Source organism: Pseudomonas sp. 4CAES_32.4 (genome assembly GCF_058136335.1).
This window is the reverse complement of record NZ_CM176882.1, coordinates 1,921,133-1,944,288: the sequence shown is the minus strand read 5'-3', so window position 1 is coordinate 1,944,288 and position 23,156 is coordinate 1,921,133. Positions and strand designations below refer to the sequence as shown.

Here is a 23,156-nt window from a genome sequence, read left to right as displayed (position 1 = left end):
AGGTGCGTTGCAGTGAAAGAGTGATGTATGGATCAAGGCAAGACGGGAGTCATGGACGTTTGATTCAAGTGCTTGGACGAAATTGTGATGACTGAGATAGTGACATTCAGAAATATTCCGGTTATCAGAGGCTGGTATCTCGCCCACACCAATAAACGGTCATCCAGCACAAACTCTGGCGTGGACGAGAGACTGCCGATTCTACCAGTTGCTAGGTTGGCATTAATCGAAGGACGTTTCATTCTAGCTATTCCCGACGCAGTACCCTGATTGCGCTTGCTATCCCTTCAGCATTCAAATCGAGTGCTTGCAGCGCTGTCACAGCGTTATCGGCAACGTCTACCGAGCCTCGTTCGGCGACCCATTTGGCGAGCTCTTCAACGGCAGCACCGATCCCGTTCTGATTCATCATCAACAGCTCGATGGCGTTGGCTACAGCTTCATCACGATCTGACATGTAATCCTCCTTGATGGTCGGTACTCGGTCATTCTGAGGTACGAATGCCGGAAACGAAGTCTTGAACCAGCTCAACAAGATCGCATCCCAGCACCTTACAAAGGTCGTGCATCTGAATGATGTCCAGACGTCGCGTCCCTCTTTCGACATCACTCATAAACGATTGAGGGCGCCCCATTGCCTTCGAACACTCGACTTGCGTCAACCCCGCAGCAGTCCGCCGGCTCCGCAACAAGGACAAGAACACCTCGTATTCACTTCGATAAATGGCCTTTGGCATGAGGGCTGTCCAGTCTGAGCAGCCCAGAAACGTATATCTGATTTTCGGATATCTGAATTTCAGATATCCTGATAATGCACGCCTCGACTCGCCTAGTGTCGGCGCTTATTGACCAAGGGAATAGATATGAAGCTATACCTCTCAATGTTTCTCGCAACACTCTGTATGCCAATCGCCAGTCTTGCCGGAATCTTTTCCATGGAGCTTGGATACGTCTTGAGCTTCCGCCAAGCGATTGGTGTCGGCGTGCTTGTCGGAAGCGTGATCATCATCCTCGCCATAATCATCTTCGCGCTAAGCATCCCCTCCACAATGCAACGTTTGCGTAGCGCGACGTGCACCGACAACCAGAGCCGGGGATGAACATGAACAGATCTTTAAAGCTCATGCTGTTGGTGGCCGCCATAACAAGCGCATCGAACCCGGTGATGGCCGCTCAACCAAACGATGCGAATTCGGCGGCATCCAGCCTCTACAGTGAACGCCTACAAGAAATGCTAGATACCACTGGATGGCATTTTGGATCCGCTGTAGACACCAAGCAGATCGTCAAAGAATTTCGGCTAAATCAAGCAAAGGCACAGATTCAATTCAGTAAACCGGGCATTTACCACGGACGGATCAGCAAGGTCGTGGTTGATGGCCGTGGCACATATTTTATCGTTGACCAAGGCCTAGACACCACAGTGACAGTTCTTTTGGACAAGTACCAAGCTTGGCCGTGGAAAAATGTTAATGCCAAAGCTGAAGTCGGTGGAGTTCAATCGGCCTTAGAATTCGCGGCGAATTTCAATACAAATCAACAAATGTATTTCCAGTGTCGCAGGGCAGAGTTTGGACTGGGAGTATATTTGACGAATTGTCTGGCCTTTCCGTCAGCGATAGCATCAATCAAGCTCGCCCCAGAACTGAACAACAGCATTGATGCAGCCGAACACTTTGAAGACTTGATCAAGGCTAGGGCCTCTGAAGGCTGGGCACGACCTGCTTCTATACCAAATAACATTGCAGTAACATTGCAAATCAAGTTGAGTGTTGACGGAGTTTTTACGTCAATCAATATTGCTAAATCAAGTGGCGATAAGAACTACGACAATTCTGTAGTGTCTGCAATCCAAAACATTGGAGCGTTGTCAGAGGTGGAAGATATGAATCCAAAGGAATTGGAAAAATATCGTTCATTCAAAATGACGTTCACACCGGATGACTTGGCTTTGTAGTTGCAATTATGGTACTTTAGCCTAAAGTAAACTACCCTGCCAAATACCACTATCAGCGAAAGCCCCTACAAGCCATTACAGGCGCACCGCAGTTGCAGCCGCCATGTCCGTATTGGCGGTGAGTTTAAAGTTGCCCAGCGCGCTTACAGGCGGCTTTGCAGGCACCAAAAACATTAGGCCGCCATTAGATCTTCCAAAATTGTGGGTTTTTTATCTTTAACTTTGGGTGGTAACTTCGAAAAACCGAATCGACGATGGGGGTCACCCGTGCCAAAGTGTTTGTCACGGACTTTTGCCAGATAACTCAAGTGGTAGAAGCAGTTCGCGAGAGCTTCAGGGTTACCCCGAGTCAGACGATGCTGCCTGGAGAAGTGGACAGTGCCGCCTGCAAGCTCGCTCCAGCGATCTTCAAGTAATTTCCATACGCCGGTATGCCCGTGACCCGACAGCAGCCCCAAATTGAGTTGCAGGGTCTGGAAGGCGAAGAATAAATGGTAATGCGACTTACCGGACTCACCCACTTCCTTGACCCAACCATGAACAAATCGTTTATGGGTGCCCCAAGTACTTGAACCAAGATCAGCTTTACACCTTTTGATGTATCGACTGAGCGTTGTATTTTCCAGCTTATTGTTGGTTACGTGCCCTTCCGGGAAATGAAGATCCAACCGCACCACCGTAACGCGAGAATGGTACTCTTGCAGGTTGATAAGTTGTTCAAGCATTCTATCCAGAATTACTGGATACACCCCGTAACCCTTGCTTTTATTAGCGTTTACCTTCATGCCTTTGAACGTATCGTTAAAGCTTACTTTCATTCTCATCTTTCGTTTTGATTCCTGTCTGTCTTGATTATTATTATGATGATCATAATATATAAAATGTTACCCACTGCTTTGTGGGTGTCACTGATTGATATTACAACGGTACACGCAGCCGTATGCATTCCAAGCATTGCTGTTGGCGGGCTTCAGGTGGGATTGCAGTCTGACAAAAGAGGGCTTTGCTGCGTTTGTCCATGAATGATAATGCTTGACCATCACAGGATAAACATTCAAACGAAATAAAAATCAGGCATCATCCGACAGCACAGCATTGCACCATATCTGGGGATGAGCATGACCAAGGTATCGACTTGAAAAACGAAGAATCGACAGAGGATAGAGTCAGTAAGATTTTATTTTTACAAAAGTGATAATCACGAATATAACCAACAACGACATAACCCACAAACAAACAACTTTTTTTCGCGACTTGCGAATATATTTCAAATCCCGATCAAAGTCCTTATCGTTAGAGAAGATTCGATTAAGGTCTTCTTTAGTTATCAGATCCGTATAGCGCTCACGAAACGAACTATACATATTTTTGAATCTTCGAATTTCTGCATTCGTTTCCGACAGCGCATAAATCAGAATCAAAATTGAAACCAAAACAAACAGAATGAAAATAGAATATGTAGCATTAGAAAAAACCGGCCCAACATCTGATTTACCGATTGTCCGCACCAAAAAAACAGTAAACACAAACGAATACACAGAGAAAATCGACGCACGCAGGTATGTATTAATCGACTTTACAACTTCAGCGGCCTTCTCGGAGGTCTTTTGAATCTGATCGGAAAGCTTGTTCTTAACTTCTACATACTGCTTCAAATTATCTTTCAAGTAGATGATGTAATTTGAAGTTATAGACTCAATACAACCTGCCTTCAACCTAAACAGGTTGTCATCTACAGCATGTATCGAAATGATATTTCTGCTTATACCAATCTTGTCAACAATATTACCATCAGTATACGCCCACTCGAATATTTCGAAGAAGTCAGTTGCAGAGGACACATCAATATCTGCGAGGGTCTTTATTTCAAGCTTAACATTACTGTAACCTTTCATCACAATCGAAAGCGTACCGTCCACTTCAAACTTTGAAATATCGGAGAGGCTTATCAAAGAATAAAGCAGTTCCAGCTTTTGGAAAACATCCTGAATCACTTTATGACAAAAAACCCTATCAAATTTGAAGTCATTCGGCAGATATAAATCACGTGCACCACCGTAAATCGAGCAAACTTTATCTCGCTGCTCTATTCGCCTGGCCTTTGATGCAACCTCTGGATTGGTAACTGGTACCGAGGTCTCCAGTGAGAGAGGCTTGAAAACAAACAACCCCGTCCTGTAAGTTTCTGAAATTTCCTGACACTCGATAATGTACGCTGCGTTACTAATTGAATTAATCTTTCCCAGTACTTCGCCGACTGCCCCTTCTTTCAGATAGATTGAAAAATAATCCAATGAATATATAGTGACAGATTTCTTTATTGCAGCCTTGGTGATTCGTAGAGTTAATACCCCTACAACTCCATCATCCGTTTCCGACCACAACTGTAGCCGCTCATTAAACTCGAGAAGTGCGTCCATGCCCTTTTCGCTTAACACGGTGTTTTGATCAGTGCCTTCGTGCGCTATTGATATAGAATAGTTGTCTCGTGCGTGAATCATTTGAAGTCTTGAAAAAACTTCTGCACAGTTAATCGCGACACCATTTACTCTGTACCTTAACACTGCCTCCCTGTCAGTCTCTTTAGTATCCAAATGGACACGTGAAGTTGTTATAGCTTCAACAATCTCACTGAGTATCATCGACATCATCCTTCCGATGGAATGCGTCGTAACCTTCATCCGAATATATCTTTAGATATTTCCGACCGTCATTACCCGTATCAAATAGATCCTTGAAGTTATTAACTTTACCCATAATTCTCAAATCGACGTTTTCTGCAAGCTTAATCTGTTTCTTTATTTTGGCAGAAATTATTTTTGGAACTATAACAAAATGCGTGTCAAATCCTTTGTCTTTCTGCGGTAACAGCTTTGCAGCCTCAACAAGATCAGAGATTACAATCTCATCACTATCAGGCACGTAACCCCCTATCACCTCATCAATCATATCTGGAAATATGCATTGTGGGCGAGTGGTGAAGTAGCTTACGACGGCATTCCGTAAAGTCCAGTAATCGCTTGGTGACTTCGTTTGAACTTTAGTCTTCAAAAGCTTTTCAACAGCATTAAACGCAGCCTGAGTATTTCGTTCCGGCGAGGACAATGCAACCAACAACAAATAAGCATTCCACCAGTACTCTGTAATTGCCGGACTGCTATCACTGATTACAACGGAGGCATCTAACTCGCCATCCACAACGGAGAAAGTTGCACACTTTTGTGCTCGCTGCCTCTCTGGCAATCCCGAAGTTTTACGCAAGGTAGTTTCATTCAAAAAACCAGCATGATCAATTTTTACGAGTATAACGAACTCTTTGTCCGAAAGCTGAAAGTGGGCACACAACAAGCTACCCTCTCGAAGACTCGTAAAGTTTGTCATTTTTTGCTGAACTACGACTTCACAGTTAAGAAGCCGCTGACTCAATTCCATCGCTGCCAATTGAAAGCCGTCAGTTGCCAACAAACTCACAAGCTCTTTAACCTCGCAAGTTTCATCAGCGAATTTGAAGCTTTGGCTGCGAGTATTTTTAACCAAGTCCCGAATCAGACCGGTGAGATAGACCCGGATATCTTCTTCGCTTGTCTGATAGTAGGGCGTTCCCAACACATTGCCTTTACAGTCAACTTTTTGTATTACGGCATTGAAAATTGTGAGAGGTGCCGGGGGAGTGGCAGTTGCCGGGACACCAGAACCATCATTAGGTGGCGTTGCAGGCAGGACAGGAATTGAGCTCACGAATACAGATCCTTGTAATGGCTATTTGAATCCATATTAGATCGGATTCGTTTTGCCACACCACAAGTTTTGACGCCGATACTCCATCGCTAGCCGAATCAAAAACTGGACAAGGCCACGCTGCAACGATTGGGGTCATCGCATCTCAGTGCTAGTCAGTGCTAGTCAGTGCTAGCAGGACACCGGCAACGACGCTGCAATCGCCAGACCATCAGATGCCCCCCAACCTGTCGCTCTCCACCCCAACCGTATTGGTAAATTGCGGGACGCACCAGCGCCGAGATATCAATCACCTTCGAGTGGTACAATACAGTAGTACAACCCAAAACGAAAAAGCCCCGCAACTCATTGAATTGCGGGGCTTTTCGGAATGTGGCGGTGAAGGAGAGATTCGAACTCTCGATACAGTTTCCTGTATACACACTTTCCAGGCGTGCTCCTTAAGCCACTCGGACACTTCACCGTATCTCTTCAAACATGTTCTGTCTGTCGAGGCGCGCTAATGTAGTCGAAAGCTTTTCCGATGGCAAACTTTTTTTCAGAATTTTCATGCGGTTAAGAGAAAAAGTGGTTTGGCCCGCTGACGGGACATGGCAAACCGGCCAATCTTCGGTGGACGCCCGCCCTTCTATATAGAAGGAGAACGGCGCGCCATGCCGGATACGCGGGGAAACGGTGACCGGCGAGTCAGTCACGGCGCTTTACCTGGCCTGCGGCGGTGGGTAACGTCTGCTCATCTTTCTTACAAGGAATGGCGTCATGAGTGAGTTGATTTCCTACCACCTCGAAGACGGTATCGCGACCCTGACCCTGAGCAATGGCAAGGTCAATGCCATTTCTCCTGATGTGATTGCGGCGTTTAACGCGGCGCTGGATCAGGCGGTGACTGATCGTGCCATCGTGATCATTACTGGTCAGCCAGGGATTCTGTCCGGCGGCTATGACCTGAAAGTGATGACGGCCGGCCCTAAAGAAGCCGTGGCTCTGGTTACCGCCGGTTCAACTCTGGCGCGTCGCCTGCTCTCTCACCCGTTCCCGGTAATTGTCGCTTGCCCGGGCCATGCCGTGGCCAAGGGTGCCTTTCTTCTGTTGTCCGCCGACTATCGCATCGGCGTCGACGGCCCGTTTAGCATCGGTCTGAACGAAGTACAGATCGGCATGACCATGCACCACGCCGGTATCGAGTTGGCCCGTGATCGTCTGCGTCGCTCGGCGTTTCACCGCTCGGTGATCAATGGCGAGATGTTCGACCCGAAAAGCGCTGTAGACGCTGGCTTCCTCGACAAAGTGGTATCTGCCGAGGAGCTGCAAGGCGCCGCTCTGGCGGCCGCACGTCAGTTGAAGAAGATCAACATGCTCGCGCACAAGAACACCAAGCTGAAGGTGCGCAAAGCGCTGCTGGAAACCCTGGACAATGCGATCGTTCAGGATCAGGAACATCTGGGTTAATCCGCAAACTCTGCGGCGAAGAACAGCCCGACCATCGAGTCGGGCTTTTTCTTGCGCGTTCGGTTGAAAAACCCGTGGCGGCTCTAGGACGGGTCTGACAAGCAACCCTGAAACATGCGCTTAAACATCGCCTATCTCCGCACTCTATAGCGGCAATTGCCGAAAACAGTGCACATCCGTACACTGCGCCACCTTTTGTCCCGGTGGGGCCTGCAAATGCTGTTCGTGTTTCGTATGTTATTGATGGGCCTGCACTTTATTCTGGCAGGCGTGCTGGGGGTGATCCTCGGGATCTGCCGTCCGTTCAATCCGGACAACAGCCGTTTATGCGCCCGCCTCTACGCTTTGCCGGCGATGTGTATTTTGCGTTTGCGCGTGAATTCCGACGTCAGCGGCTTGATGAACAAGCCCGACAGCTGCGTGATCATCGCCAACCACCAATCCAACTACGATCTGTTCGTATTCGGCAACGTCGTGCCACGCCGCACCGTATGCATCGGCAAGAAAAGCCTGAAATGGGTGCCACTGTTCGGCCAACTGTTCTGGCTGGCGGGCAATGTGTTGATCGACCGAGGTAATGCGCACAAGGCGCGTCAGTCGATGCTCACCACCACCCATACTTTGCAAAATGAGGACACGTCGATCTGGGTGTTCCCGGAAGGCACGCGCAATCTCGGTGAAGAACTGCTGCCATTCAAGAAGGGCGCGTTCCAGATGGCGATTGCTGCCGGCGTGCCGATCGTTCCAGTGTGTGTCAGCAGCTACATCAAACACATGCGCCTGAATCGCTGGCGCAGTGGGAAAATTCTCATACGCTCGCTGCCGGCCATTCCTACCGCCGGATTGACCATGGACGACATGCCCATGCTCATCGATCAGTGCCGCGAGCAGATGCGTGAGTGCATCGAATCGATGGATAGGCAGCTGCAAGCCGCCTGAAAATGAAACCCGCCCTGCGCGGGTTTTCTTTTGCCCGCTGAACTGTGCAGATTTCACTGACTCTCAAGCAGCGACACGGCTAAGCTGAAACCTTGCATTCCCTGCCATCTGCCAAGAAAAAGTGAATCACCACCATGGGTCGAGTTGTTGCTGCTGCGGTGTACAGCGCAGGTAAGAAAGTCACCAATATTTCCCTTGATGAAGGCGCGGCCTGGGCCGCGAAAACCGGCCACTTTGTCTGGATCGGCCTGGAAGAGCCCGACGCGCAAGAGCTGTCCAACCTGCAACGTCAGTTCAACCTGCACGAACTGGCCATCGAAGATGCGCTGGAAAAACACAGTCGGCCAAAGCTGGAAACCTTTGGTGATGCTTTGTTTATCGTCACCTACTCGCCCATCCGCGAAAACGGCGTCCTGCAGTTCATTGAAACGCACATCTTCGCCGGCAAGGGCTACATCATTACCGCGCGCAATGGTCACTCCGCGTCCTACGCCCATGTCCGCCAACGCTGTGAGGCACGCCCGCTGCTGCTGGAGCACGGGGAAGATTTCGTCCTCTATGCCCTGCTCGATTTCGTCATCGAGAACTATCAACCGGTCGGTGAAGCGATCCATGCCGAGATCGATGAACTCGAGCGCAACGTGCTGTGTAGCGCGTTGAACGAGCGTGATATTCAGAAGCTGCACGGCTTGCGTCGCGACGTCGTGCGCCTGCGCCGGTACGCGGCACCGATGGTGGAGATTGGCGAGGAATTGCAGAAGCTGAGCTTCCCGTTTATCGACAAGAACATGCGCCCGTACTTTCGCGATGTGCAGATCCATGTGACACGGCAGATGGAAGACCTCAGCACCCTGGCTGATATTGCCAGCCAGACCATCGAGATTGGTGTGTTGCTTGAGGCGTCACGGCAGAGCGTGGTGCAGCGCAAGTTTGCTGCCTGGGCGGCGATTCTGGCGTTTCCGACAGCGGTGGCAGGAATTTACGGGATGAACTTCCAGAACATGCCGGAGTTGAGCTGGCATTACGGCTATTTTGGCGTGCTGGGGTTTATTACGGTGGGGTGTGTGAGTTTGTGGGCCAGCTTCAAGAAGTCGGGGTGGTTGTAGAAAAGCAAAAGATCGCAGCCTTCGGCAGCTCCTACAGGGTTTCAGTGTAGGAGCTGCCGAAGGCTGCGATCTTTTGATCTGCTATTAAGCGGTTTCTGGCTTATGCGCCACAAAACGCATCATCCACTCCGCAACCGTGGCGCCATGATGTTCCTGCTCGAGGCTGGCCACGCCTGTGCTGTAGATCTGCGTCCCCAACGCTTCCTGACGCAAATCCAGCAAGGCCCGCGAGTAATCGTGGATGAATTCCGGGTGCCCCTGGAAGCACAGCACCTGATCGTTGATGTGGTACGCGGCAAATGGGCAGAAATCACTGGACGCGATGACCGTCGCGTTTTCCGGCAGCGCGGTGACCTGATCCTGATGGCTGATCAACAGCGTCAGTTCTTCACGCACCGGGCTCATCCACGGCGCCTTCGCAGCCAGTTTGTAATTGTGGGTGCCGACGCCCCAGCCCTGAGTCGCGCGTTCGCTCTTGCCACCCAGCAGCAGCGCCAGCAATTGATGGCCGAAGCACACGCCGAGCAGTTTGTCGCCACGCTCATAGCGGGTCAGCAGGTAGTCCTTGAGGGTCTGGATCCACGGATCGGTGCCGAACGAATCGGCCTTGCTGCCGGTGACCAGATACGCATCGAAGGCTTGATCATCGCTCGGGTATTCGCCCTGCATCACGTTGTAGACGGTGAACTCGGCGGCGATCGGTTGCTGCGAGAACAGGCGCTGAAACATCTGCCCGTAACCCTGATATTGATCGACCAGTTCCGGACGCAGGATGTCGGTTTCCAGAATGCAGATGCGTAGCGACATAAAAAATACCTGACACGTGATGGGAATAATGAACACCCCAGAGCCTGCCTTGAAACACCCTGGCAAGGCAAGCCCCGAAGTGCTCGCTCCCCTTAGAACATTTCACCTTTCGCGGCTTTATCCAGGAGCAGCGCCGGCGGTGTGAAGCGCTCGCCATACTGCTCAGCCAGATACTGCGCCCGGGCGACGAAATCCTTCACCCCATACTGATTGATGAACTGCAGCGCACCGCCAGTCCACGCGGCGAAACCGATACCAAATATCGAGCCGACGTTGGCGTCCGCCGTCGAGGTCAACACGCCCTCCTCCACGCAGCGCACAGTTTCGATGGCTTGCACGAACAGCAAACGATCACGCACATCCTTCGGCGAGATTTGCCCGTCGGCCTTCTCGAAACGCGCCTTCAGTTCCGGCCACAAATGCTTCTGGCCGCCCGCCGGATAATCGTAGAAACCGCCACCTGCGGCTTTGCCCTGCCGTTTGTATTCGTTGAGCAGCAAGTCAATCACGGCGAAGGCCGGGTGCTCAATCAGCGGTTTCCCTTCCGCCTGTAGGTCCTTGGCCGTTTGCTGACGGATATGGCTCATCAGGCTGAGGGAAACTTCGTCTGAGATCGCCAGAGGCCCGACCGGCATCCCGGCCTTGCGCGCTTCGGTCTCGATCATCGGTGCGCTCACGCCCTCACCGAGCATGGCGATGCCTTCATTGGTGAAGGTGCCGAACACGCGCGAAGTAAAGAAGCCACGACTGTCGTTGACCACGATCGGAGTTTTCTTGATTTGCAGGACGAAATCGAAGCCGCGCGCGAGGGTTTCATCGCTGGTCTGCGCGCCTTTGATGATTTCCACCAACGGCATTTTTTCCACCGGACTGAAGAAGTGCAGGCCGATGAATTTGCCAGGATCCGGCACAGCAGTCGCCAACCCGGTGATCGGTAGCGTCGAGGTATTTGAAGCGATGACAGCGTCCGCGCCGACAACCTGCTGGGCTGCGGCAGAAACCTTACCCTTCAGGTCGCGGTCTTCAAACACCGCTTCGATGATCAGATCGCATCCGGCCAGATCCGCATCACTTTCAGTGGTGTGAATCCGCGCCAGCACAGCTTCCCGCTGCACAGCATCCATCTGACCGCGAGCGACTTTCTTGTCCAGCAGCGCCGCCGAATGCGCCTTGCCTTTCTCGGCCGCCGCCAGATTGATGTCCTTGAGCACCACATCGATACCGGCCGAAGCACTGACGAAAGCGATCCCGGCGCCCATCATCCCGGCACCGAGTACGCCAACCTTCTGCGTTTTATACGGCGCAAAGCCCTGCGGCCGCGAACCACCGGCGTTGATCTCGTTGAGCTGAAACCAGAACGTGCCGATCAGGTTTTTCGAAATCTGCCCGGTGGTCAGCTCGGTGAAGTAACGGGTTTCGATCAGGTGCGCGGTGTCGAAATCGACCTGTGCGCCCTCCACTGCTGCACACAGAATCTTCTCCGGCGCAGGCAACGTACCTTGGGTCTTGCTGCGTAGAATCGACGGCGCAATCGCCAGCATTTGCGCGACTTTCGGGTTCGACGGCGTACCGCCAGGAAGCTGATAACCCTTCACATCCCACCGCTGCACCGCCGTCGGATTGGCAACGATCCAGGCGCGGGCCTTGGCCAGCAGTTCATCGCGATCCGCCGCCAGCTCATCGATCAAACCGGCCTGCAAAGCTTGTTGCGGGCGTACTTTCTTGCCTTCTAGCAGATATGGCAGCGCTTTCTCGATGCCGAGCATGCGCACCATGCGCACCACTCCACCGCCGCCCGGCAGCAGGCCGAGCGTCACTTCCGGCAGACCGAGTTGCACCGAGGCATCGTCCAATGCCACGCGGTGATGGCAGGCGAGACAGATTTCCCAACCGCCACCCAGCGCCGCACCGTTGATCGCCGCGACCACCGGTTTGCCGAGGGTTTCCAAAGTGCGCAACTGAGCTTTGAGGGTCAGCACCATGTCGTAGAAGGCTTTCGCTTGCGGCTTGCCGACCTTGATCAGTTCATTAAGGTCGCCGCCGGCAAAGAAGGTTTTTTTTGCTGAAGTAATGATCACGCCAGCAATAGTGTCTTTTTCGGCGACCAGCCGGGCGACGCACGCGGCCATGGCCTCGCGGTACACAGCGTTCATGGTGTTGGCGCTCTGGCCCGGCATGTCGATGGTCAGCACGACGATGGCGTCCTGGCCTTTTTCGTAACGAATGGCTTCGCTCATAACAAGGTTCCTTGAATTCGGGGCTCAGAGACGTTCGATGATGGTGGCAATGCCCATGCCGCCGCCGACACACAGCGTCGCCAGGCCATAGCGCAGGCGCCGGGCTTCCAATTCATCGAGCAGGGTGCCGAGGATCGCGCACCCGGTGGCGCCCAGCGGGTGGCCCATGGCGATGGAGCCGCCGTTGACGTTGACCTTCTGCGGGTCAACGGCCATGTCTTTGATGAACTTCAATACCACCGAGGCAAACGCTTCGTTGACTTCGAACAGGTCGATGTCCTCCACGCGCAGGCCAGCCTTGGCCAGCGCTTTGCGCGTGGCAGGCGCTGGGCCGGTGAGCATGATGGTCGGGTCGGTGCTGGTGACAGCCGTGGCGACAATTCGCGCCCGAGGTTGCAGGCCGAGCGCGCGGCCCTTGGATTCGGAACCGATGAGCATCAGCGCCGCACCGTCGACAATCCCGGAACTGTTGCCCGGTGTATGCACGTGATTGATCCGCTCGACGTGGCTGTAAACCCGCAGCGCGGTTGCGTCGAAGCCCATCTGGCCGATCATTTCAAAACTTGGCTTGAGCTTGCCCAGACCTTCCAGCGTCGATTCGGCACGGATGAACTCATCGTGATCGAGCAAGATGATGCCGTTCTGATCCTGCACTGGCACCAGCGATTTGTTGAACGAACCATCGGCGCGGGCCCGCGCGGCTTTCTGTTGCGAGTGCAAAGCGTAGGCATCGACGTCCTGACGACTGAAACCTTCGAGCGTCGCGATGAGGTCTGCGCCAACGCCCTGCGGGGTGAAGTGGCTGTGCAAGTTGGTCTGCGGATCCAGCGCCCAGGCGCCACCGTCGCTGCCCATCGGCACCCGCGACATCGACTCGACGCCGCCAACCACCACCAGGTCTTCGAAACCGGAGCGCACTTTCATCGCGCCGAGGTTCACAGCTTCCAGCCCCGAGGCGCAGAAGCGGTTGATCTGCACGCCGGCCACGCTGACGTCCCAGTCGGCCACTTGCACCGCGGTTTTGGCGATGTCCGAGCCTTGATCGCCAATCGGCGTGACGCAGCCGAGCACCACATCATCAACCTGGCTGGTGTCCAGCGAGGTGCGCTGCTGCAGCGCCGTCAGCAAACCGGCCACCAGATTCACCGGTTTGACGCTGTGCAGGGCGCCGTCCGCCTTGCCTTTGCCGCGTGGCGTGCGTAGCGCATCGAAAATCAAAGCTTGGGTCATGACGTCCTCGAACCTGTGCGGTGAGTGAATACTTGTGCCCTCACTCTTGACCCGAGCGCCTATCGATTCAATGACCACAGCGCTCAATGCGCTTGACCCACACGCTCAGACGGACGGTCATCGCGCCGTGGGTGAACCGGTTCAGGTCGGCGAGTTGTCTAGCAAGCGGGCGGCAAAGAAGCTGGCAATACGCCTCATGCCTTTTTAATCGCAATTGGCAGCAATTCCATATGAAATGGATCTAAGCCAAGCGTGACGCGGGCCCTAAGGTAGTACATGTACGTCAGGGTCGTCGGGTTTTGCCGAGGCCGGCGTTCTTCAACAGGAAGTGCAGCGCTTGCCGTCATGGATATGCAGGCAAGCATCAGGAAATAACAAAAAAGGCGGTCAAGCCATGTTCAAACAACCGAAAGTTCGTCAAGCAGGACTCATTCTTTTCGCCACGACGCTGTTGTTGATTTTGCCGAATCTGACCAAGGTCATCGGTTGAATCACGGGGCCGTTGCGGTCTATCGCCACTAAAAATGTGACTGGCCCGCTACCCGGGCCAGCGTGGCTGTGCCAACCTTTGCGCACTTCCACGACAGGGACGGCGGTCATTTGAAAGCGCTCATTGTGTACGGGGCCATGCTGCTGAGCATGCCCTTGTCTGCCGCTCAGCTGGATTTGCAGCTCGGCGCAAACAGCCGCACCTGGCAGACCGAAGAACTGCTCAAGCATCCTCAGGTGCAAACCCTCACGATAAAAAACGATGTGTCCTACAAGAAGGACATGACCTACCTCGCCGTGCCAGTAGCCGCGCTGCTCACCGGCATTAAACCCGGCGATCACCTGCAGGCAGTGGCGTTGGACGGCTTCGCCGCAGAACTGGCCGCAGCGCCACTGCTCAACCGCGATGGCGCACGAGCCTGGCTGGCCATCGAAGATCCCGCCATGCCGTGGCCGCCGTTATCGAAAGGCAAGCACAGCGCCGGGCCGTTCTACCTGGTGTGGACGGATCCGCAGGCAGGCAATATCAGCCCCGAGCAATGGCCGTTCGAAGTGGCGAGCATCAAGCGCATGGCGCCGGTGGCCGAACGCTTCCCTGCCCTGCTGCCGGATCCGACGTTGAAGGCGGATGACCCGGTGAATCGGGGGTTTGCGCTGTTTCAGAAGAATTGCCTGGCCTGTCACCGCTTGAACGGTGCGGGGGATGCGCAGTTTGGGCCGGATCTGAATATTCCTTACAGCCCGACCGAATATTTCGGGGTGGATTTCCTCAAGCGCTACATCCGGGATCCGCAGAGTTTGCGCCAGTGGCCGCAGGCGAAGATGCCGGGGTTTTCGGCGGAAGTGTTGCCGGAGGGGGATTTGCAGATGTTGATCGGATATTTGCAACACATGGCTGGGCGGAAGGTTAAGCCGTAAACCTTAGGGTGTTATGACTGGCCTCTTCGCTGGCAAGCCAGCTCCCACAGGGTATGCGCAGAGTTCGAATCAGCGGTCATCCTGTGGGAGCTGGCTTGCCAGCGATAGCGGTATACCGACTCTATTGTTGCTGGACGGAGATCACCGGGGTCGGCGAGACGAATACCTTGGCGTGCATCTGCTCACACCCGCCGCCCCGGCGCATGCCGCGCACCGGGCAGGCATCCAGATAATCCAGACCTACTGCCAGCTTCAGGTGTCGTTCCGGCCGCGCCAGTTCGTTGGTCACGTCAAAGCTGTACCAGGCGTCATCCAGCCACGCTTCCGCCCAGGCATGGCTGGCCAGATGTTCGCAATCCTCGCTGTACAAATAACCCGATACATAGCGTGACGGAATGCCGAGGCTACGTGCACACGCCAGAAACGCGTGTGTGTGATCCTGACAAACCCCGGCGCGCCCGGCGAAAGCTTCGGCGGCGCTGGTGTCGACTTCGGTCGAGCCCGGCGTATAGGTCATGTGCTGATTCAAGCCGTGCATCAGATCAATCAGCGCCGTGCGGTCACGTCGCTGCTTGCAGGATTTCTCGGCAAACGCTCGCAGCGCCTCATCGGCTTCGGTCAAGCGGGTAAAGCGCAGGAACGGCAGCGCCGACTGGCTCTCATGCTCGGCCTCGCGCAATTCGTCGATATCGACCTGCCCGCGCGCGCCAATGATGATCGCTTCGTGGGGCTCATCCATGGTCAGCACATGCAGGATATTGCCGAACGGATCGAGTTGCGCACGCACCGGCCGCGGCAGGTCGAGCTGCCAGCTCAGCACATGCTGACGCTCGCTGTCGTGGGGTGTCAGCCGCAGGTACTGGATGCTCGCCCGCACCTTATCTTCGTAGTGATAGGTGGTCTCGTGGCTAATGGAAAGTCTCATGCAGCCTCCAGGTAGGAACTGTGAATGGCATTGCCCAACTGGCGCACCAGCGGGATGAACTCGGTCAGCCAAGCGTGCAGGCCTTCCTCGAGGATTTCGTTGATGCCGGTGTAGCGCAGGCGCGCGTCCATTTCTGCGGCCAGTCGCTGCGCCGGTCGGCCGTTGGCCCCAGGCAGTTGCGCGAGGATCTGGTCGATCTCTTCGGTACAGGCCCGTAACGAACGCGGCACATCGGCGCGCAACAACAGCAACTCGGCAACATGCCGTGCGCCCGGCGCATCACGGTAGATTTCGGTGTAGGCCTCGAACGAGGACAGCGCACGCAACAGCGCACTCCACTGGTAATAGGCGTGGGCCGTGCCATCGCTGACCGCTTCGGCCTGATCGCCGGCCATTTCGTAGCGGGCATCGAGCAGCCGCAACGTGTTGTCCGCCCGTTCGATAAAGGTGCCGAGGCGAATAAAACGAAAGGCATCGTTGCGCATGATCGTGCCGTAAGAGGCACCACGGAACAGGTGCGAGCGCTCCTTGATCCACTCACAGAAACGGCTCATGCCGTAGCGACTGAGACCTTGCTCGGCGATCCCGCGAATCTCCAGCCACGTCGAATTGATGTTCTCCCACATGTCCGCGGTGATACGTCCGCGTACGGCATGGGCACTGGCCCGCGCAGCGCCGAGGCAGCTGTAGATGCTCGCCGGATTGGCTGCATCGAGGGCGAAGAAATGCAGCAGGCGTTCGGCATGCAACGCGCCGTGACGCTCCAGATAGTCGTCGAGCGTGCCGGTGATCAGCAGCGGCATGGCCAATTCGTGCAGACCGTCGCCGCGACCATCCTGCGGCATCAGCGACAGCGAATAACTGATGTCGAGCATCCGTGCGAGGTTTTCCGCCCGCTCCAGGTAACGCGACATCCAATACAGATCCGAGGCAGTTCTACTTAACATGGCAAGCTTCCTTCAATCCTCGACCACCCAGGTGTCCTTGGTTCCGCCGCCCTGGGAGGAATTCACCACCAGAGAGCCTTCGCGCAGCGCCACACGGGTCAAACCGCCAGGCACCACACGGGTTTCGCGGCCGGACAAGACAAACGGGCGCAAGTCGATATGGCGCGGCGCGATGCCGTTTTCGACAAAGGTCGGACAGGTCGACAGCGACAGCGTCGGCTGCGCGATGTACGCGTGGGGCTTGGCTTTGATGCGCTCGCGGAAGGCGTCGATTTCCGCCTTCGTCGACGCTGGCCCCACCAGCATTCCGTATCCACCGGAGCCCTGGGTTTCCTTGACCACCAGATCTGGAAGATTGGCCAGAACATGGGAAAGTTCAGAGGGGTTGCGGCACTGCCAGGTCGGCACGTTTTTCAGAATCGGCTCTTCGTCGAGGTAAAACCTGATCATGTCGGTGACAAACGGATAGACCGATTTGTCATCCGCCACCCCGGTGCCGATGGCGTTGGCCAGCACTACGTTGCCCGAACGGTAGGATGACAACAGCCCCGGCACGCCGAGCATCGAGTCCGGGTTGAACGCCAGCGGATCGAGGAACGCGTCGTCGAGGCGACGGTAAATCACGTCCACCGCTTTCGGGCCGTCGGTGGTGCGCATGAAGACCTTGTCGTCACGCACGAACAGATCCGCGCCCTCGACCAGTTCAACGCCCATTTCCCGCGCGAGAAACGCGTGCTCGAAGAACGCACTGTTGAAGCGCCCCGGCGTCAGCACCACCACGCTCGGATCGTCGATCGGGCTGGAGCTTTTCAGGGTGTCGAGCAGCAGGTTCGGGTAGTGGTCGATCGGTGCGATGCGCTGCGCGGCGAACAGCTCCGGGAACAGGCGCATCATCATCTTGCGGTCTTCGAGCATGTAGCTCACGCCACTCGGCGTGCGTAGGTTGTCTTCAAGCACGTAGTACGTGCCGTCGCCATCACGCACCAGATCGACGCCGGAGATGTGCGAATAGATATCGCGGTGCAGATCCAGGCCTTGCATCGCCAACTGATATTGCTCGTTGGCCAGCACCTGTTCGGCGGGGATGATCCCGGCCTTGATGATGCGCTGTTCGTGATAAAGGTCGGCGAGAAACATGTTCAGCGCCTTGACCCGCTGGATGCAGCCGCGCTCGACGATCCGCCATTCACTGGCGGGAATGCTGCGCGGAATAGTGTCGAAAGGAATCAGCCGCTCGGTGCCCTGCTCATCGCCGTACAGCGTGAACGTGATCCCGGCACGGTGAAACAGCAAATCGGCCTCGCGGCGCCGTTGGGCGAGAAGTTCGTCAGGCGTCTCGGCCAGCCAACGGGCAAACTCCCGATAATGCGGGCGAACCTGGCCGCCGGCATCGTACATCTCATCAAAATAGGTGCGGATCATGCCGTACTCCTTGTCACCCGGACATACAGGCCTTCGCAAGGCCCGTGCCATCGGCATAAACGCTTTGATTTCAATCGGTTGGATATTGACGCCGCAGACACCGCACCATTCCTGTGCGGCAAATGCCCCAAGCCGATTGCCCCCGCTTCATTGCGACGCATTGCATCGCCTATCACCAGCATAGTCAGAGTTGATTTCACTGCCCGCCGCCGCGTGCGGATAATCCGCGCATTCGCTGCAAAACTTCCCCGCGCATAGCGCCGCGAAGCCGCCAGCTCAACTGACCTGGACTGCCCTCGCAGCCCGCCCCGCTGTAACCCTGACCGGTTTGCTCTCCTTATCGGTCTTCCCTTTTAGCCACCCTCTCCGGTGGCTTTTTTTGCCTCGGATTCTTGTTTCAGGGTTTTGCCACACACTTTACGGTCACCAGAAACGACAACGGCCGACCCGAAGGTCAGCCGTTGCTCAACAGTTGAATCAAGAGATCAGTTCAAACGGTGGCGGTTGCGCACCTCCTGCTTGACGCCCCAGCCTTCGATGATGCCGCCCAGCGGTTCGACCACGGCGGAAAAGCCCTGCTCGAAGTCGCCTATATCGTCATAGGTCGCGTACATCACTTTGCTCAATTCCAGCGACCAGGCGCCGTCGTCGCGCGCACTGACCTGGGCATTGATGGATTCACCGCGAAATTTGCCTGCCGCCCTGCGCGCCCGCTCCTCGTCCGGGAAAATGGCGTAGAACTCGATGGGATGGAATCGGGAAAAATCGAAACCGCCTTCTTTCATGCGGCGCAGAACATTGCTGCTGATGTCTTCTTGATAGGCTGTGCTCATGAATCGTCCCCCTCGCATAGATGGATAGACTTTCCGTATTCCCGCCCCGGGCCTCTGGCCTAAGTACTACGGCAACGTGGTTGCACGCGGGAACAAGCATGTAGCTGACAAGACCAGACCTTAGCGATCCGTTCGCTGATCTCAGTTGCAGAGTAGCCCCAAGATAGAGCTGCTGCCAAGGCCTGGTGCGGAAGGTGACAAGAAGAATGTCAGATTGGGGTGATGCTGCGGATTTCGATGCTGTTCTGGGTTTTCAGGCTTTTCACGCCAGCATCGGCTGTGCGCCCTTCCAGATCGTTCAGGTCCAGTTCGGCGGCGACGGGCAGAAGCCGTGCCTTGATCAATCGAGCGGCCTCATCGTCGCTGGGGCATTCCGCGCGCTCGAACACCTCATCGACAATTTCACCATGATCGTCCACGAAAGTGACTTTCCACTTTTGCATCGGTGCCTCCTCGATCAAACCCGCAAATGGGCTTACAACTATCTCGACTGTAACCGCCGAAAGTTGGTTCAAAAGGATTACAGCGGGCGAACATGAAAAAAACGACATCTACTGCACGGCCAGGCAAATGTGGGAGCTGGCAAGCTAGCTCCCACACAATGTGTTGGCATTGGAGACTGGGTTCAGATCCGCACGTTGCCCCGCGGTCCGGCAATTGCCCAGATGATCAGGCCCAGCACTGGCAGGAGGATGATCAGCAGCACCCAGACGATTTTCATCCCGGTGGTCGCGCCGCTTTTCAACACATTGATGATGGCCCAGATGTCGAGGGCGAGGATGATCAGACCGATCAGACCGTTGAACGTGGAACCCATGGTGTCGCTCCAGAATAGTGGCATGCACTTTTAGGATAGACGGTCGCGCGCAGGGTTCCCTTTTATTGCGTTCAGACGTGAACGGCGATCTTCAAGGCTTCCAGAGACGGCGCGGCGGCGATGCCGACTTCGGCGCACAGTTGCAGCACGCGCGGCACGTCGTTGCCGTAAACCAGCACCATCTGCAGCTCATCGTCGAGCAACTGGCTGAAGTTCATCAGCGTGTAACCGCCGTTTTCCTTGTTCAGGCTGCTCATCTGCACCTGGATGCGATTGAGCGCAGTCAGCGCTTCGGTCTTGGCCAATTGCTTGGGTTTGAGGTTGAAGTCGACGGTCGGGCCGAACGAGGCCACGATCTGGGCGAACAGGTCAACGTAGGTGTCGGCCTGGAACAGCACGGTTTCCGGCAGGCTGCCGACCACCACCCACTCGCCCAACGGGATCGGAAAGGTGTCGTCGTAGTTGATGTCCGGATTGGCGGTCAGAAAGGCGTCGGCATCGGCGTAAGCCAGCGCCGCTTCGTCAGCCACTTTCAGGATCTCGTCCTCGCCCATGCAGCCGGAGCTGATTTTGCTGATGAGTTCGACGAGTGCGGCTTTCATGAGGGCGGATCCTGTGGATTTGAATTTTGAGGGCGCGGAGGATAGCGCACAAAGCAAAAGATCGCAGCCTGTGGCAGCTCCTACAGGTAAAGCGTTCGTCCGCGATATGGGCGGCAAACGCAATCATTGTCGGAGCTGCCGCAGGCTGCGATCTTTTGACCTTATCAGGCCTGGAGTTTTTCCAGTTGAGCTGTGGTATCGACGGCACCCATGGTGCGCGCCGCATCCAGTGCGGTCACGCCATTGGCGTCCTTGGCTTGCGCGTTGGCGCCTTTGCTGATCAGGTAATCAACGATTTCAACACGGTTGAACATCGCCGCCATCATCAGCGCAGTCCGGCCATCAAACGACGAACCTTCGATCTCGGCGCCCGCCTCGACCAACGCCTTGACCACCGCCAGATCGCCCTTGAACGCCGCGCCGGCGATCGGGCTCTGGCCGTTGCCGTTGCGCATTTCCGGGTCAGCCTTGTGTTTAAGCAGCACGTTCACCGCATCGACATGCCCGTAGTAACTGGCCAGCATCAGCAGCGTGTCGCCCTTGCTGTTTTTCAGGTTGACCGGCAAACCGGCCGTGACCAGGCGATCAAGCATCTCGGCATCACCGTCGCGTGCCTTGTTGAAAACCTGCTCGGTGAATTCGGCAGCTTCTTCAGGGGTCATCTGGCGGCTTTGGTCGGACATGGGGCAACTCCACTTTCGGTCAATCGGAAAGCCGACAGTTTCCCGAGCGCGACGGACGCTGTCACCCCCTTTTTCTCAAGCCGAGCCATAGCCAGAATCAATAGCGGTATTTGCCTTGATGAATGTCGGCCAACACTTCATCGGTGACCTGCACGTAGGTTTCACTGCCCGGCAGCCAGGCGAAAATCGGATCATCCCCCGTCTGGCCGGGATCGAAGCCTTCGTTTTTCAAACGGGTTTTCTGGTATTTGAAGGTGCCGGTGGTTTCCATCTTCACCTTGACCCGCAGGAACAACGGCACCGCGTAAGCCGGCATACGCTGGCGCGCGAAACTCAGCAACTCGGCAAAATCGAGAGTCGCCAAAGATTCCGCCGGGGTGATCGCGGCCATGCCGGCGCGCCCGTTGGTGTTGTGCACTTCCACGCCGTAGGCCACGGCCTCGGAAATGAGCGGGTGTTGCAGCAGCAGGTTTTCCACTTCCGTGGTGGAGACGTTCTCGCCTTTCCAACGGTAGGTATCGCCCAGGCGATCAACAAATTGCGCATGACCGAAACCGATGTTGCGTAAAAGATCACCGGTGTTGAAGAAACGGTCGCCTTTGCTAAACACGTCGTGAAGGACAACCTTGGCGGTTTTCTGTGGATCGGTGTAGCCATCCAGCGGCGCTTTCTCATCGATGCGCGCCAGCAACAGGCCCTGCTCGCCCTTGCCGACCTTGCGCATGAAACCGTCTGCACTGCGCAGCGGTTCGCCACTGGCGTGATCGTAAGCGACCAGTTCCCAGGCCATCAGCGAGAAGCCGATGGTGTTGTCGAAGTTGAGAATGTTGGTGAAGCCGATATTGCCGTCGCTCGCCGCGTACAGCTCACAGATATGATCCACCGCAAAGCGCGTCTTGAACTGCGCCCAGGCACCGGGGCGCAAGCCATTGCCGATCATTTTGCGCACGTCGTGGCGGTTGTCGTCGGCGCTGGCCGGTTGATCGACCAGATAACGGCACAACTCGCCGACGTAGCCGATGGTGGTCGCGCGATAGCGGCGCACGTCGTTCCAGAACTGGCTGGCGCTGAACTTGCGGCGGATCGCGAAGCCTGAAGCGCCGTTAACCGCCGAGCCCCAACACACGCAGAGACCGGTGGCGTGATACAGCGGCAAGGTGCAGTAGACGACGTCGTTGGGGCCCATATTGAGGGCGATCATGCCGAAACTGGCGGAACTGCGCATCCAGCGCCCGTGCTTGAACACCCCGGCTTTAGGCAGGCCGGTGGTGCCCGAGGTGTAGATGTAGAAACACGGATCGTCGAAAAAGATCTGCTGGCTGCTCGGCGGATTGTCACTGGCAGCGTCGGCACTGGCGCTGATCAAATTGATGTAACCATCGGGCGCAATGCCCGGATGGCTGTAAGTGTCCTGGTCGGCGACAAACCAAGTGCGCGGTGCCGTGATCGCCACTTGATCGCGAATCGCCGCATAAGCCGGAACCAATTCTTCGCCAACGACAATCGCCACCGGTGGGACCAGATTCACACTGTGGATCAATGTGTCGCGGGTCTGTGAGGTATTGAGCAGCGCGCTGACCGCACCGACCTTGGCCAGCGCAAGAATGGTCACCAGCAATTCCGGGCGGTTTTCGATGAACACCGCGACCACATCGCCCTTGCCGATGCTCTGCCCGTTCAGATAGTGGGCGATGCGGTTCGCCCATTGGTTGACCTGCGAATAGGTCAGCGCCACGTCACCGTGCAATAACGCCGGCCCGTCGGGATTGCGCAGCGTCGCTTGCTCGAATGTAAAGCCAAGGCCACAGCTTTGGGTCGGATCCGTGACATTGGCCACCTTCATGCCTTTGACCACCCGTGGGATGGCTTTGGCAATCGTCGGCAGTTTGCGGAGCATCATGCTCCAGGTAATCGTGTCGCTTGGCGCGTGCCGCATGGAAGCTCCCCGTTCGACCTTGGCGTGCAGGTCGATGTTTTTATTTTTCGGGCTTTGGCTTGAAGCAACCGACGCATCCGAGCGCAGGTCGAGATCGAAAATACGTCAGCGCTTCTCGGGC

The 23,156-nt window shown here is 55.4% G+C and carries 24 protein-coding genes and 1 tRNA gene; 6 read left to right on the top strand and 19 right to left on the bottom strand.

Annotated elements, in window-relative coordinates; genetic code table 11:
* Positions 1-247: 247 nt before the first annotated feature.
* Together AC3Y64_RS08870 and AC3Y64_RS08865 are read right to left on the bottom strand one after the other, a co-directional pair.
* Positions 248-457 (bottom strand): hypothetical protein, encoded by a 210-nt coding sequence (locus tag AC3Y64_RS08870; protein WP_258711274.1) that lies wholly within the window; start codon positions 455-457, stop codon positions 248-250.
* 28 nt (positions 458-485) lie between these two features.
* Entirely contained in the window at positions 486-737 is a 252-nt protein-coding gene (locus AC3Y64_RS08865) for a helix-turn-helix domain-containing protein (RefSeq protein WP_258711273.1), read from the bottom strand.
* A 126-nt stretch (positions 738-863) separates the two neighbouring features.
* Between AC3Y64_RS08865 and AC3Y64_RS08860 the strand changes: the two genes are divergently transcribed.
* Positions 864-1,100: a hypothetical protein gene (locus tag AC3Y64_RS08860; RefSeq protein ID WP_197889978.1), complete on the top strand. Its 237-nt coding sequence runs from the start codon at positions 864-866 to the stop codon at positions 1,098-1,100.
* A 2-nt stretch (positions 1,101-1,102) separates the two neighbouring features.
* Positions 1,103-1,957, top strand: coding sequence for a TonB family protein (locus tag AC3Y64_RS08855; RefSeq protein ID WP_489987139.1), 855 nt, complete (start codon positions 1,103-1,105; stop codon positions 1,955-1,957).
* Positions 1,958-2,130: 173 nt separating this feature from the next.
* On the opposite strand, the gene AC3Y64_RS08850 is transcribed toward AC3Y64_RS08855, so the two are convergent.
* The 5 genes from AC3Y64_RS08850 to AC3Y64_RS08830 form a co-directional block, all read right to left on the bottom strand.
* Complete coding sequence (locus AC3Y64_RS08850) at positions 2,131-2,775, bottom strand: YagK/YfjJ domain-containing protein (protein WP_489987138.1); 645 nt, start codon at positions 2,773-2,775, stop codon at positions 2,131-2,133.
* A 348-nt stretch (positions 2,776-3,123) separates the two neighbouring features.
* Positions 3,124-4,599, bottom strand: coding sequence for a hypothetical protein (locus AC3Y64_RS08845; protein WP_489987137.1), 1,476 nt, complete (start codon positions 4,597-4,599; stop codon positions 3,124-3,126).
* Complete coding sequence (locus AC3Y64_RS08840) at positions 4,586-5,695, bottom strand: nucleoid-associated protein (protein WP_489987136.1); 1,110 nt, start codon at positions 5,693-5,695, stop codon at positions 4,586-4,588. Before AC3Y64_RS08840 ends, AC3Y64_RS08845 begins: the two co-directional genes overlap by 14 nt.
* A gap of 373 nt (positions 5,696-6,068) precedes the next feature.
* A tRNA-Ser gene (locus AC3Y64_RS08835) sits at positions 6,069-6,158 on the bottom strand.
* Positions 6,154-6,390: a hypothetical protein gene (locus AC3Y64_RS08830; protein WP_489987135.1), complete on the bottom strand. Its 237-nt coding sequence runs from the start codon at positions 6,388-6,390 to the stop codon at positions 6,154-6,156. Before AC3Y64_RS08830 ends, AC3Y64_RS08835 begins: the two co-directional genes overlap by 5 nt.
* A 64-nt stretch (positions 6,391-6,454) precedes the next feature.
* Here AC3Y64_RS08830 and AC3Y64_RS08825 point away from each other — a divergent pair, with 64 nt between their 5' ends.
* From AC3Y64_RS08825 to AC3Y64_RS08815, 3 genes are all read left to right on the top strand, one after another.
* Entirely contained in the window at positions 6,455-7,144 is a 690-nt protein-coding gene (locus AC3Y64_RS08825) for a crotonase/enoyl-CoA hydratase family protein (protein WP_489987134.1), read from the top strand.
* 216 nt (positions 7,145-7,360) lie between these two features.
* The gene (locus tag AC3Y64_RS08820) at positions 7,361-8,083 is read left to right on the top strand and encodes a lysophospholipid acyltransferase family protein (RefSeq protein WP_489987133.1); all 723 of its coding nucleotides are present in this window, start codon (positions 7,361-7,363) and stop codon (positions 8,081-8,083) included.
* 134 nt (positions 8,084-8,217) lie between these two features.
* Positions 8,218-9,189 carry a magnesium and cobalt transport protein CorA gene (locus tag AC3Y64_RS08815; RefSeq protein ID WP_038366894.1) on the top strand — a complete coding sequence of 324 codons (972 nt, stop codon included), beginning with the start codon at positions 8,218-8,220 and terminating at the stop codon, positions 9,187-9,189.
* 84 nt (positions 9,190-9,273) lie between these two features.
* Here AC3Y64_RS08815 and AC3Y64_RS08810 read toward each other — a convergent pair whose 3' ends face one another.
* From AC3Y64_RS08810 to AC3Y64_RS08800, 3 genes are all read right to left on the bottom strand, one after another.
* Positions 9,274-9,996 (bottom strand): amidotransferase, encoded by a 723-nt coding sequence (locus AC3Y64_RS08810; protein ID WP_489987132.1) that lies wholly within the window; start codon positions 9,994-9,996, stop codon positions 9,274-9,276.
* A gap of 92 nt (positions 9,997-10,088) precedes the next feature.
* Positions 10,089-12,233, bottom strand: a complete 2,145-nt coding sequence (locus AC3Y64_RS08805; protein WP_489987131.1) for a 3-hydroxyacyl-CoA dehydrogenase NAD-binding domain-containing protein — start codon at positions 12,231-12,233, stop codon at positions 10,089-10,091.
* 24 nt (positions 12,234-12,257) lie between these two features.
* Positions 12,258-13,463, bottom strand: coding sequence for an acetyl-CoA C-acetyltransferase (locus AC3Y64_RS08800; protein WP_489987130.1), 1,206 nt, complete (start codon positions 13,461-13,463; stop codon positions 12,258-12,260).
* A 627-nt stretch (positions 13,464-14,090) separates the two neighbouring features.
* Here AC3Y64_RS08800 and AC3Y64_RS08795 point away from each other — a divergent pair.
* Complete coding sequence (locus tag AC3Y64_RS08795) at positions 14,091-14,870, top strand: c-type cytochrome (RefSeq protein ID WP_489987937.1); 780 nt, start codon at positions 14,091-14,093, stop codon at positions 14,868-14,870.
* 121 nt (positions 14,871-14,991) lie between these two features.
* Here AC3Y64_RS08795 and AC3Y64_RS08790 read toward each other — a convergent pair whose 3' ends face one another.
* From AC3Y64_RS08790 to AC3Y64_RS08750, 9 genes are all read right to left on the bottom strand, one after another.
* Complete coding sequence (locus tag AC3Y64_RS08790) at positions 14,992-15,795, bottom strand: transglutaminase family protein (protein ID WP_489987129.1); 804 nt, start codon at positions 15,793-15,795, stop codon at positions 14,992-14,994.
* Entirely contained in the window at positions 15,792-16,742 is a 951-nt protein-coding gene (locus AC3Y64_RS08785) for an alpha-E domain-containing protein (protein ID WP_016982907.1), read from the bottom strand. The genes AC3Y64_RS08790 and AC3Y64_RS08785 overlap by 4 nt, the downstream gene beginning before the upstream one ends.
* 12 nt (positions 16,743-16,754) lie before the next feature.
* Positions 16,755-18,164: a circularly permuted type 2 ATP-grasp protein gene (locus tag AC3Y64_RS08780; RefSeq protein WP_257357858.1), complete on the bottom strand. Its 1,410-nt coding sequence runs from the start codon at positions 18,162-18,164 to the stop codon at positions 16,755-16,757.
* A gap of 485 nt (positions 18,165-18,649) precedes the next feature.
* Positions 18,650-18,997 (bottom strand): ribonuclease E inhibitor RraB, encoded by a 348-nt coding sequence (locus tag AC3Y64_RS08775; protein WP_007960698.1) that lies wholly within the window; start codon positions 18,995-18,997, stop codon positions 18,650-18,652.
* Positions 18,998-19,206: 209 nt separating this feature from the next.
* Positions 19,207-19,440, bottom strand: coding sequence for a hypothetical protein (locus AC3Y64_RS08770; protein WP_007914057.1), 234 nt, complete (start codon positions 19,438-19,440; stop codon positions 19,207-19,209).
* 182 nt (positions 19,441-19,622) lie between these two features.
* A complete protein-coding gene (locus tag AC3Y64_RS08765; RefSeq protein ID WP_007914053.1) occupies positions 19,623-19,814 on the bottom strand; it encodes a PLDc N-terminal domain-containing protein in 192 nt (63 codons plus the stop codon).
* A gap of 71 nt (positions 19,815-19,885) precedes the next feature.
* Positions 19,886-20,416, bottom strand: coding sequence for a hypothetical protein (locus tag AC3Y64_RS08760; RefSeq protein WP_489987128.1), 531 nt, complete (start codon positions 20,414-20,416; stop codon positions 19,886-19,888).
* Positions 20,417-20,580: 164 nt separating this feature from the next.
* Positions 20,581-21,099, bottom strand: a complete 519-nt coding sequence (locus AC3Y64_RS08755) for an ankyrin repeat domain-containing protein (RefSeq protein WP_489987127.1) — start codon at positions 21,097-21,099, stop codon at positions 20,581-20,583.
* A gap of 97 nt (positions 21,100-21,196) precedes the next feature.
* Positions 21,197-23,035, bottom strand: coding sequence for a long-chain-acyl-CoA synthetase (locus tag AC3Y64_RS08750; protein WP_489987126.1), 1,839 nt, complete (start codon positions 23,033-23,035; stop codon positions 21,197-21,199).
* Between the last annotated feature and the right edge of the window lie 121 nt (positions 23,036-23,156).

Coding starts and splice junctions, on each gene's coding strand:
- AC3Y64_RS08790 (WP_489987129.1), bottom strand. CDS start 15,795: ATGAGACTTTCCATTAGCCACGAGACCACCTATCACTACGAAGATAAG.
- AC3Y64_RS08755 (WP_489987127.1), bottom strand. CDS start 21,099: ATGTCCGACCAAAGCCGCCAGATGACCCCTGAAGAAGCTGCCGAATTC.
- AC3Y64_RS08795 (WP_489987937.1), top strand. CDS start 14,091: ATGCTGCTGAGCATGCCCTTGTCTGCCGCTCAGCTGGATTTGCAGCTC.
- AC3Y64_RS08850 (WP_489987138.1), bottom strand. CDS start 2,775: ATGAAAGTAAGCTTTAACGATACGTTCAAAGGCATGAAGGTAAACGCT.
- AC3Y64_RS08760 (WP_489987128.1), bottom strand. CDS start 20,416: ATGAAAGCCGCACTCGTCGAACTCATCAGCAAAATCAGCTCCGGCTGC.
- AC3Y64_RS08870 (WP_258711274.1), bottom strand. CDS start 457: ATGTCAGATCGTGATGAAGCTGTAGCCAACGCCATCGAGCTGTTGATG.
- AC3Y64_RS08825 (WP_489987134.1), top strand. CDS start 6,455: ATGAGTGAGTTGATTTCCTACCACCTCGAAGACGGTATCGCGACCCTG.
- AC3Y64_RS08785 (WP_016982907.1), bottom strand. CDS start 16,742: ATGTTAAGTAGAACTGCCTCGGATCTGTATTGGATGTCGCGTTACCTG.
- AC3Y64_RS08865 (WP_258711273.1), bottom strand. CDS start 737: ATGCCAAAGGCCATTTATCGAAGTGAATACGAGGTGTTCTTGTCCTTG.
- AC3Y64_RS08800 (WP_489987130.1), bottom strand. CDS start 13,463: ATGACCCAAGCTTTGATTTTCGATGCGCTACGCACGCCACGCGGCAAA.
- AC3Y64_RS08780 (WP_257357858.1), bottom strand. CDS start 18,164: ATGATCCGCACCTATTTTGATGAGATGTACGATGCCGGCGGCCAGGTT.
- AC3Y64_RS08860 (WP_197889978.1), top strand. CDS start 864: ATGAAGCTATACCTCTCAATGTTTCTCGCAACACTCTGTATGCCAATC.
- AC3Y64_RS08855 (WP_489987139.1), top strand. CDS start 1,103: ATGAACAGATCTTTAAAGCTCATGCTGTTGGTGGCCGCCATAACAAGC.
- AC3Y64_RS08770 (WP_007914057.1), bottom strand. CDS start 19,440: ATGCAAAAGTGGAAAGTCACTTTCGTGGACGATCATGGTGAAATTGTC.
- AC3Y64_RS08750 (WP_489987126.1), bottom strand. CDS start 23,035: ATGCGGCACGCGCCAAGCGACACGATTACCTGGAGCATGATGCTCCGC.
- AC3Y64_RS08765 (WP_007914053.1), bottom strand. CDS start 19,814: ATGGGTTCCACGTTCAACGGTCTGATCGGTCTGATCATCCTCGCCCTC.
- AC3Y64_RS08815 (WP_038366894.1), top strand. CDS start 8,218: ATGGGTCGAGTTGTTGCTGCTGCGGTGTACAGCGCAGGTAAGAAAGTC.
- AC3Y64_RS08810 (WP_489987132.1), bottom strand. CDS start 9,996: ATGTCGCTACGCATCTGCATTCTGGAAACCGACATCCTGCGTCCGGAA.
- AC3Y64_RS08845 (WP_489987137.1), bottom strand. CDS start 4,599: ATGATACTCAGTGAGATTGTTGAAGCTATAACAACTTCACGTGTCCAT.
- AC3Y64_RS08775 (WP_007960698.1), bottom strand. CDS start 18,997: ATGAGCACAGCCTATCAAGAAGACATCAGCAGCAATGTTCTGCGCCGC.
- AC3Y64_RS08820 (WP_489987133.1), top strand. CDS start 7,361: ATGCTGTTCGTGTTTCGTATGTTATTGATGGGCCTGCACTTTATTCTG.
- AC3Y64_RS08805 (WP_489987131.1), bottom strand. CDS start 12,233: ATGAGCGAAGCCATTCGTTACGAAAAAGGCCAGGACGCCATCGTCGTG.